This is a genomic window from Microseira wollei NIES-4236 (genome assembly GCF_020521235.1).
Taxonomy (GTDB): Bacteria; Cyanobacteriota; Cyanobacteriia; order Cyanobacteriales; family Aerosakkonemataceae; genus Microseira; species Microseira wollei.
In genome coordinates this window covers 1-8,895 of sequence record NZ_BLAY01000269.1, presented here as the reverse complement: position 1 = coordinate 8,895, position 8,895 = coordinate 1, and the positions used below count along the sequence as shown (strand labels likewise).

Below are 8,895 nucleotides of genomic sequence, written 5' to 3'. Positions count from 1 at the left end.
TCATTCTCCCTCGGAGCGGTTCTCGGCACAGTCAGGAAATGTTAACCAGATAGCTATTGAAGGGCGAAAAGTTAACTTTAATTCCTGGCCTGAATCCCCGTCTCTTTAGAGCGGGGTGTGGCTCAAAGGTAAACCACCCCTCGGTAACGATCAATCCTTAGAAATCGGTCGTTGCCAATCCTCCCCCCGTCAGATTTCCTATTTCCAGGGCATCATCTCCGAAGTGCGACTGTGGAACCAAGCCCGTGACGAGAAAGACATCGGCAAAAAAATCCAAGGCGGTGAGTCTGGGTTAGTCAGTTGGTGGCAATTTGAAGAGAACCAAGGAAACGTCGCCACCGATAGCAAGAGCAGCAACCACGGCAAAATTAAAGGTGCCCGTTGGGTGCGAGATCCCGATCCTCAAGGTAGCCCCTTTAACCTATTGTTGAATGGTTTACCCCTAGCCACAGACGTACTCACATCAGGAACTCCCAATTGGGGCGATGCCCAGTTCAGCATGGCGGGCTATAAACTAAATGGGACATCCTCAGAACGCTTCCAAGGTATCCTCGAAGAAGTTCGCATCTGGCGCACCCTTCGCACGGATGAGCAAATTGCTGACAACTTGTTCACCCGTCTCAAAGGGGAAAAACAAGACCTCCTCGCCTACTACACCTTCGACGACGACTCCAGCACCACCAACGCCACCCAACTGAACGATAACGGTTTACGAGGTAATCATCTATCTCTGCCCAGTGGTACTAGCAAACCGACCATCTTCCTATCCACCGCACCCATTAGCAATGATACCGCTGCCGTCTGCTCTGCCCTTGCCACTGTCAGCACTTCTTTCCACGAACCCATTGACCGCACACCGGGTGTCGTGGAGTATGCTGATTTGCAGCGGGACAATCAAGGCAATGTGGGTGGTGTACTTAAGCGCTGCTACAGCTACTTGCAAAATGGTCAGTGGTGCTTAGTCACAGGTTACAAAGTCGGTAACCTGGTCACCGAATGGATTGGTCAAGCCCAGTTCGCGCCCCAAGTTATTGGTTACATTGAGGGTGCGCCTCCAGTTCCCAGCGAAAACCTGACCGAGGGGATTGTCGATGACTGCTCTGGCTTCTCTCAAATCGAATTCGTCGAGAGTGAAACTGTCACCTATACCCTTTCGGCTTCAAAAGAAAGAAGCATGGATCTTGGCTTTAAGGGTGCGGGTGGTATGAGTGCAGGTTCCGATGATTTGCTGATTACAGCTCCCTTGGGTATCGGTCTGGCTAAAAAATTAGACGAAGTTAATGTTAACGCAGCAGTGGGAGGGGAATTTAATACTTCCAATACTTGGTTTCAGGAAGAAAGTTTAGGCACCAGTATTAACCGCACCCGCAGTATGTCTGTGGCTATGGGCGGCTCTTGGGAAGGGGCAGCACCAGGACAGCAGCTTAATCCTGCCATCGGGCGGCGTGTGAAACCAGCCAATATGGGCTTTGCCCTAGTGCAGTCTCAGACAGCAGATATCTTTGCCCTGCGCCTCGCCCACAACAACGCTTTAGTCTCATTCCGAATGGTACCCAATCCTGATATTCCCATCGATTGGAATATCATCCCCTTCCCAATTAACCCTCAATATACAAAGCAGGGTACTTTGGATGGTCGCATTGGCTACAACGAAAACGGTTCTGTTTGTCTAGATCCCGCTTATGCCAATGCCCGTCAATATGGGGAATACAGTTACTACAAGCCCAAAGAAGCCTACGCGATTGAACGACGTATCCAACGGGAAGAGCAACGCCTGATCAACTATTACCAAAACTCAGATACAGAGTTTGCCAATACCGGACAGGTCATCGGTGCCGCCGCCGGTGCCGCCGCTGGACTTCTCGCTGGTCCCCTGGGTGTGGCTATTGGTGCTGGAGTTGGTTCCATCGTTGGCGGGTTTGGTGAAGCTGTATCTAAAGGCACTTCCCTGGAATTGCCCCAAAAATTTGCTAAACGAAACCTGGTGAATACCTATGTCTGGACAGCTGATGGTGGCTTCTTTGCCGAAACTACCCAAACTACCGATGTCAAAACTGAAGTCACCGCTGGTTCGTTCAGTTTCAGTGGTGCATTGGGTGGTAGTTTCAGCACAGATGTGGAAATTTTTAGCGTTGGTTTCTCCCTAGAATTTGAAGCCTCCATCGGTGGTGGTTTCAGCATTACTAAAACCAAATCTAAGGATGCAGAAAAATCCTTTAGTCTGGCGCTCAATTTGGCAGTTCCTGGTAACTTACAAAAAACCAAGCCAGATGCAAATAACGAGTGGAAACCTTTCTTCGATGCACAGGGGAATCCCGCGATCGCACCAGGTAAAGTCGATGCTTATCGCTTTAAGACCTTCTATCTCGATAGTTCCGAGCGCAACTTTGAGGATCTTTTCGGCAAAGTCGTCGATCCGATTTGGCTGGCACAGAGCAACCATCCTAATGCTGCGGCTTTACGTCAAGCCAATCAGTCGGACAAAAAGCCCCCCTGCTGGCGGGTATTCCATCGGGTGACATTTATCAGCCGGATTCTACCCCAATTCCCCGATAATACCGCACCAACCCTGGAAAGTACCCTGAAAGCGGAGAATATCGATAGCAACTGGGAACTGATTCAGAAGCTCGATCCCTTTGTTCGCAATCAAACTCATGATGCTGCTGCCTTCAGCGATGCAGTCCGTCAGGCGCTGAGGAATTACCTGCCAGAGTTGATACCTCATAGTGACGAGATCATTACCTATCTTGCCTTGTACTACGGCATTGAAGTCTAATTGAACTCTTCGCGGCAGTTCCCACCTGCTTAAAAAGTGGGGAAGGATAGCGGTCAAAAAAGAGGGTTCGACGCCCTCTTTTTTGACCATTTCTGATCCAGAGAGCGAACAAACTCCCTAAACACCTCATATCATGTCCGCCTGAATACCCATAGTTAGGACTGATATCAAATCCGGTTGCATCGGAATGATTGGCCTTTCTTGGTAATTGCTAATTGCTAATTGCTAATTGCCAGAAAAGCCCCCTACAGGTCGTAATTCCTTAGCAACGGTCAACGATATGACGCACCGGACGCACCGGAGGCACCGGACGCGCAGAGTATTAATTAAGGGCTATTTGCCGGACATCATATCAGTCTGGTTTCTGCTGGTTTCCTGGCAGTACTCCTGGAGTTAGGCTACTAATGTAAGGCAGACTTTTGCGAGTACCTGTACGCTCAACCTTAATCAAGCGCTTGAGACCTATCCAGTCTGGACTAATGCCACTGACATCTTCAAACACTGAACAGAGGCGATGGGTCTTGCGATCTCGGCTGCATTCAAAGCTATGATCTATGGTACTAACTCAAGTTGCTAGTTATCTCTCTGGGAGCGGCTAATGGCGTTACTAGGCAGATCCCTGGTCACGAGGCTAATGGCGAGATTGGTAAAAATCCTATATTAGCAATTAGCAATTAGCCATTAGCAACGCCCTTGTTTATAACTAGCAACTTGCGTGTACTAGGAGTTGTTTCCTGCGTCAGAGTTTGAATTTGTTTGTATAAGTTAGTTTGATTGGCTTTGACCGCAATCACGCAATCATTTCCACCTTCGAAAATTAACTCAACCGTTTTTTTTGACAATTGCAAAGCATCGAAAGTAAACACAACGTGGCTGAGATCTAAAGCTTCTAGTCAGGCTTGTAACACCGTAATTTCACTGTTGTCTTTGTGCTTAAATTGACTCAAGCTTATTGTCAAACCTGGAGCGGTGCTAAAGACAGATACCACAGATACAAAGTTTTGAGCGGCATTATCGTAGTTACTCACAGTACATTTAATACTTTTGCCATCAATCGCTAACCATTCTGACTGTTCTAGCGAGACATAATCTCTTGCCCATTGGTTAAACACTCTCCCTAATAACTCAAGTTGCTAGTTATTTCTCTCACAGCGGCTAATGGCTAATGGCTAATGGCGAGATTGCTAAAAATCCTAGATTAGCAATTAGCAATTAGCAATTAGCAACGCCCTTGTTTATAACTAGCAACTTGCGTTAATATCATCTCCGTTTGATTACCCATAGTTAGGACTGACGCTCTGACGCTCCCGACGCTCCCGACGCTCTGAGTTTTAATTATGGGTGAAAAGCCGGACATCATATAAGTCCTCAAAATCGATGTTGATCGTAATCCGAGGAAATGTTGAGTCGGAAGGTAAGCGGTTTGATGGTATTGATAAACGTTCTACTAATGCTTGGTGGTGGCGACGAGCAAACTCCTCTAAAGCGCCGTAACCTGTACAACCGCTGATTGTTCCCATCATCACTAACAACAACACCAACCATAATGGGTAACGTTGGCCTCTTGCCTTCCGAAAGTCTTTGACTTGAGATAATGTTTCAATTAGATTAGCTCCCATCTATACCAGACACCCCCCTGATAGAATCAGCTCTAACAGAATACGGTCGTAGAGGCTCCCCTAGCTGTTTAAGGAGCTAGGGGAGCCTCTACTCCAATAAAATATCCACTCTTGAGGGGGCTCTAGAGTAAATTTTCTCCCGTCACAATGAAGTAGCCCTGCCAAGGCATTGGGGGTTGGGGCGATCGAGACGTTAACCGCGTTTGCCCCCCTTGGCATTGGGGGTTGGGGCGATCGAGACGTTAACCGCGTTTGCCCCCCTTGGCATTGGGGGTTGGGGGGATCGAGATCTAGCCTCAACCAAGCAGTATTAAATTCTTACCCATTACCAATTACCCATTACCAATTACCCATTACCCATTCCCTATGTTCCAAATCCACAAATTTTTTACCGCTTCAAAACCTAAATTTTGGTTGAGTTTAAGCTTGACTTTGGGATTTATTTATGCATTGATGGCGCTGCAAAAAGCGTTTAGCGGCGAATATGTCGTCCAGGATGATGCGCGGCAGCATGTATTCTGGATGGTGCGGTTTATCGATCCAGAATTATTCCCAAATGACCTGATTGCCGATTATTTTCAGTCAGTTGCACCCGCAGGTTATAAAGCAGTTTACCAACTTCCTGCCCTGTTGGGAATCAATCCCCTGGTGCTGAATAAATTCTTGCCAATTTTATTGGGATTGATTACGACGGGTTACTGTTTTGGCATCTCGATGCAATTGTTGCCAATACCAGCAACTGCGTTTATGTCAACGTTGCTGCTGAATCAGAATTTATGGATGAAAGATGATATTGTTTCCGCCACGCCCAGAGGGTTTGTTTATCCAATATTTTTGGGATTTTTGTATTATTTATTGCAGCGAAATTTGTGGTTTATGGGAGTGGCGATCGCCTTCTTAGGACTGTTCTATCCCCAATGCGTTTTCATCGCTTCGTTTATCTTAATATTACGTCTGTTCCCCTGGCAAAATTGGCGTCCCAAACTATCCCCAAATCCCACGGATTGGATATTATGTGCAACCGGATTGGGCGTCGCTTTTTTAGTATTATTGCCCTTTGCCTTAAGTGCATCGCAATATGGCCCTACAATCACCCCATCTGAAGCGAGAAAATTACCCGAATTTTTACCAGGGGGACGGTCTAACTTTTTCCATCGAGATTTGTTTAAATTTATCTTCACCGGATATCGCAGCGGCATGTTTCCCCGCTCTTTATTCACGCCGGTAACGCTTGTTTTTGGATTGTTATTGCCCATCTTAGTAGGATTTCGATCTCGCTTTCCTTTGCTCAAGCAACTAACCAATTCATCGGCAATTTTAGGCCAAATTGTCATGGCATCGATTGGCATGTTTTTTGCTGCCCATGCCTTCTTATTTAAGTTACACCTTCCCAGTCGCTATACGGGAATTACCTTTCGGATTGTCATCGCATTTGCGAGTGCGATCGCTATCAGTATAATCCTAGATAAAATTTGGCGTTGGGCATCTTCCCAAGAGCGAGCAAAAATTACCGTGGCAGTTGCAGCAACCCTCGTCATTAGCATTGCTTTAATCGGCTATCCTAGTTTTGTGAAAGAATTTCCCAGAACTGCTTATAGAATCGGAGAAGTACCGAAATTGTACAAATTTTTCCAACAAACCCCCAAAGACAGTTTAATTGCATCTTTAGCAGAAGAAGCGAATAATATACCCACATTTTCTCAACGTTCTATTTTAGCCGGTAGCGAATATGCCATTCCTTACCACGTGGGATACTATCGCCAATTTCGCCAAGGATTTATGGATTTAATTCGCGCCCAATATAGTCCCAATTTAGCCGAAGTGAAAAATTTTATCCGCCAATACAAGATAGATTTTTGGTTACTCGATGCAGGCGGTTTGACGCCGGAGTATCTAGCAAATCATCGCCGCGTACAACAATATCAACCAGCAGGGAAAGAAGCGCTAGATAAGTTGCAGAAAGGTGCCATTCCCGCTTTGTCGAAAGTAATGGGAAGTTGTCAGGTTTTTGAGGATAAGGGATTTGTGGTTTTAGATGCGAATTGCGTTAACAGTAGGGTGCGTTAGGCGCGGCATTTACAGCGGATTGCCAGCGAGTGAAGGAAAGCCTTTTGGCGCCTTTTGTGTAGCGGCACCCTTAAGGGTGCCCGCACACTGCTGCCAAGGTGTACCTCATGCGCCTGCAATCCGCTATAATCTGCCAATTTTGACAAAAATTCCCCTCTGCCTCTGCGTCTGGATCGGTTTAATCATTCACAGGAATTACGCAAAAAAACAAAGGTGATAAGAAACCGGGTTTTTGCATCCGCGTGGGTAAGTCCTGATTCAGAAACAACCGGAAACGAGATAACGCACCGACCAAAATGGTGCGTTACACTGCGTTAACGCACCCTACTAAAGAATGCGCCCGTAACGTGCTTTAATTGGATTATTTGGATGCTCTTGATTCATCAAATGCGCCCACAATTGATCGCCTTGGGAAAAATGCCACCATTCCTTGGGATGGCGCATAAAATTAGCCGCCAGCATGATATCTTTCAAAAGTTGTCGATTGCCATGATATTGCCCTTCGTTCGGATTGGTACTATTGGCATAATAATCGGGATGCGATCGCGCAGACATCTCATCAATAGGTGAACCCATATCCACCGCAAAACCCACCTCATCCACCAGCGTCACATCCACCGCAGCACCAGTACTATGCGGCGGCGGCGTCGCCAGGTCAAAACTGGGAACTGCCCAAATTTGATACACTTGCTCTAATATCTCACAGCGCTGTTCTTCTGTTAAATTATCTGGGTCAAGTCCTTGCGCTTGAGCAGTTTCAGTAAAGGTATAATCCACCATAAATTGCTGCACTTCCACCGGGCGATAAGCATCAAAAATCTGGATGCGCCAATGGGGATATCTTTGCTGTAGTTGGTTTTGCGCTTCAACCAGACTCTTGAGGACAGTTTCGCGGAGGTAGTAGGGCGATCGCTCTCCATAAGGCGCACCCACTTTAGCATAAGGATGGGGAGATTCTACCGCGAATAACTCCAAGGGAATTGGAACCAACGGCTCGCCGCACTCTAAAATAGGGATCTGCTGATAGGGTTTCATCGCCAATAAAAGGATTGAACTAAAGTTCAAGCTTAAAGCTAAAACTTGTTAAAACGGTGGAAACAAAAGTCTTAAGTTGTTTACCCGAAACCTGGTAGGGACACGGCATTATCAATATTTCGGGTTTGACAACCAATCTTTCACGTGCCGTGTCCCTACTTTTCAAACACGTTATTAAATATAGATAAATTTAAACATTATTATCCTCTCCTTTCAGACGCGGTACTGGATCGTAACCACCGGGATGGAATGGGTGACACCGCAAGATGCGGCGAATAGCCAACCAACTACCCCGCACTGGACCAAACCGATCTACTGCTTCAATAGCATACTGGGAACAAGTGGGGTGAAATCGGCAGGTAGGCGGATACAGCGGCGAAATCAATGTTCGGTAGCCTCGAATTAGCCAAATCAACAAAGTTTTCATTAGGGTGACCAAATCTAATAAATTAATAAACAGAAGTCCTTGTTTAAATCTTCCTCAAGTCTTTGCTTAACTCTCTACCGCTGTTTGAATTAACCCCAGACCTCTGGCTAGATATTGCCCTCGTCGGCGTCTGGCTTGGCGCAATTATACTCCTAGCCGAATCCCTTCACCTTTGGAAAGCCGCAGATCCGGAAAAGGTGCGAAAAGTCGTTCACATCGGCACCGGACATGTCATACTGTTTGCCTGGTGGTTGGAAATGCCCGCTTGGATCGGGATTGCAGCTTCAATTGTAGCGAGCGCGATCGCTCTCCTATCATACAAATTCCCCATTCTCCCAGGTATCAACAGCGTCGGACGCAAAAGTTTGGGAACGTTTTTCTATGCCGCCAGCATCGGCATCCTGGTAGCCTGGTTTTGGCCTTTGCAACTTCCCCAATACGCCGCTATCGGTATTTTAGTCATGACTTGGGGCGATGGACTCGCCGCTTTGGTGGGACAGCAATATGGTAAACATGCCTATAAAATTTGGGGAATGCAAAAAAGTTGGGAAGGTTCGCTGACAATGACTTTGGTTAGCTATTTGGTCAGCAGTCTGATTTTACTGTGGGTGCAGGGCAATATCTGGCAAACTTGGGTAGTGTCCGCTGCGGTTGCTTTGGTTGCGACTGCTTTAGAAGCATTTTCTAAGTTGGGTATTGATAATCTTACCGTTCCCTTGGGAAGTGCGGCGGTGTGCTTTTTCTTGATGCAGCTATTTTTGGTTTAACAAGCGATCGCCTGTAAACTCAGTTTGTAGTAGGCGCTTAAGCGCCTACTACCAGCTCAAGTTTGTAGTAGGCGCCCAAGCGCCTACTACCAGCTCAAGTTTGTAGTAGGCGCCCAAGCGCCTACTACCAGCTCAAGTTTGTAGTAGGCGCCCAAGCGCCTACTACCAGCTCAAGTTTGTAGTAGGCGCCCAAGCGCCTACTAC

The 8,895-nt window shown here is 46.8% G+C and carries 7 protein-coding genes; 3 read left to right on the top strand and 4 right to left on the bottom strand.

The annotated features are described in order from the left end of the window. Window positions 1-115 precede the first annotated feature (115 nt). A complete protein-coding gene (locus MiSe_RS45080) occupies window positions 116-2,776 on the top strand; it encodes a LamG-like jellyroll fold domain-containing protein (RefSeq protein ID WP_226593212.1) in 2,661 nt (886 codons plus the stop codon). 893 nt (window positions 2,777-3,669) lie between these two features. Here the strand turns inward: MiSe_RS45080 and MiSe_RS45075 are convergent. Both MiSe_RS45075 and MiSe_RS45070 read right to left on the bottom strand, forming a co-directional pair. Further along, a complete protein-coding gene (locus MiSe_RS45075; RefSeq protein ID WP_226593210.1) occupies window positions 3,670-3,888 on the bottom strand; it encodes a hypothetical protein in 219 nt (72 codons plus the stop codon). Window positions 3,889-4,107: 219 nt separating this feature from the next. Continuing rightward, a complete protein-coding gene (locus MiSe_RS45070; protein ID WP_226593208.1) occupies window positions 4,108-4,395 on the bottom strand; it encodes a transposase family protein in 288 nt (95 codons plus the stop codon). A 366-nt stretch (window positions 4,396-4,761) separates the two neighbouring features. On the opposite strand from MiSe_RS45070, the gene MiSe_RS45065 reads away from it, so the two are divergent. Continuing rightward, window positions 4,762-6,462 (top strand): hypothetical protein, encoded by a 1,701-nt coding sequence (locus MiSe_RS45065; protein ID WP_226593205.1) that lies wholly within the window; start codon window positions 4,762-4,764, stop codon window positions 6,460-6,462. Window positions 6,463-6,789: 327 nt separating this feature from the next. Here MiSe_RS45065 and MiSe_RS45060 read toward each other — a convergent pair whose 3' ends face one another. Then, entirely contained in the window at window positions 6,790-7,497 is a 708-nt protein-coding gene (locus MiSe_RS45060; RefSeq protein ID WP_226593203.1) for a M15 family metallopeptidase, read from the bottom strand. Window positions 7,498-7,687: 190 nt separating this feature from the next. After that, window positions 7,688-7,924 carry a membrane protein insertion efficiency factor YidD gene (gene yidD / locus MiSe_RS45055; protein WP_226593200.1) on the bottom strand — a complete coding sequence of 79 codons (237 nt, stop codon included), beginning with the start codon at window positions 7,922-7,924 and terminating at the stop codon, window positions 7,688-7,690. A 62-nt stretch (window positions 7,925-7,986) separates the two neighbouring features. Between yidD and MiSe_RS45050 the strand changes: the two genes are divergently transcribed. Beyond that, window positions 7,987-8,691, top strand: coding sequence for a diacylglycerol/polyprenol kinase family protein (locus tag MiSe_RS45050; protein WP_226593198.1), 705 nt, complete (start codon window positions 7,987-7,989; stop codon window positions 8,689-8,691). Window positions 8,692-8,895 lie beyond the last annotated feature (204 nt).

Excerpts from the sequence above, each read along its gene's own strand:
- MiSe_RS45060 (WP_226593203.1), bottom strand. The coding sequence starts at position 7,497 with ATGAAACCCTATCAGCAGATCCCTATTTTAGAGTGCGGCGAGCCGTTG.
- MiSe_RS45065 (WP_226593205.1), top strand. The coding sequence starts at position 4,762 with ATGTTCCAAATCCACAAATTTTTTACCGCTTCAAAACCTAAATTTTGG.
- MiSe_RS45070 (WP_226593208.1), bottom strand. The coding sequence starts at position 4,395 with ATGGGAGCTAATCTAATTGAAACATTATCTCAAGTCAAAGACTTTCGG.
- yidD (WP_226593200.1), bottom strand. The coding sequence starts at position 7,924 with ATGAAAACTTTGTTGATTTGGCTAATTCGAGGCTACCGAACATTGATT.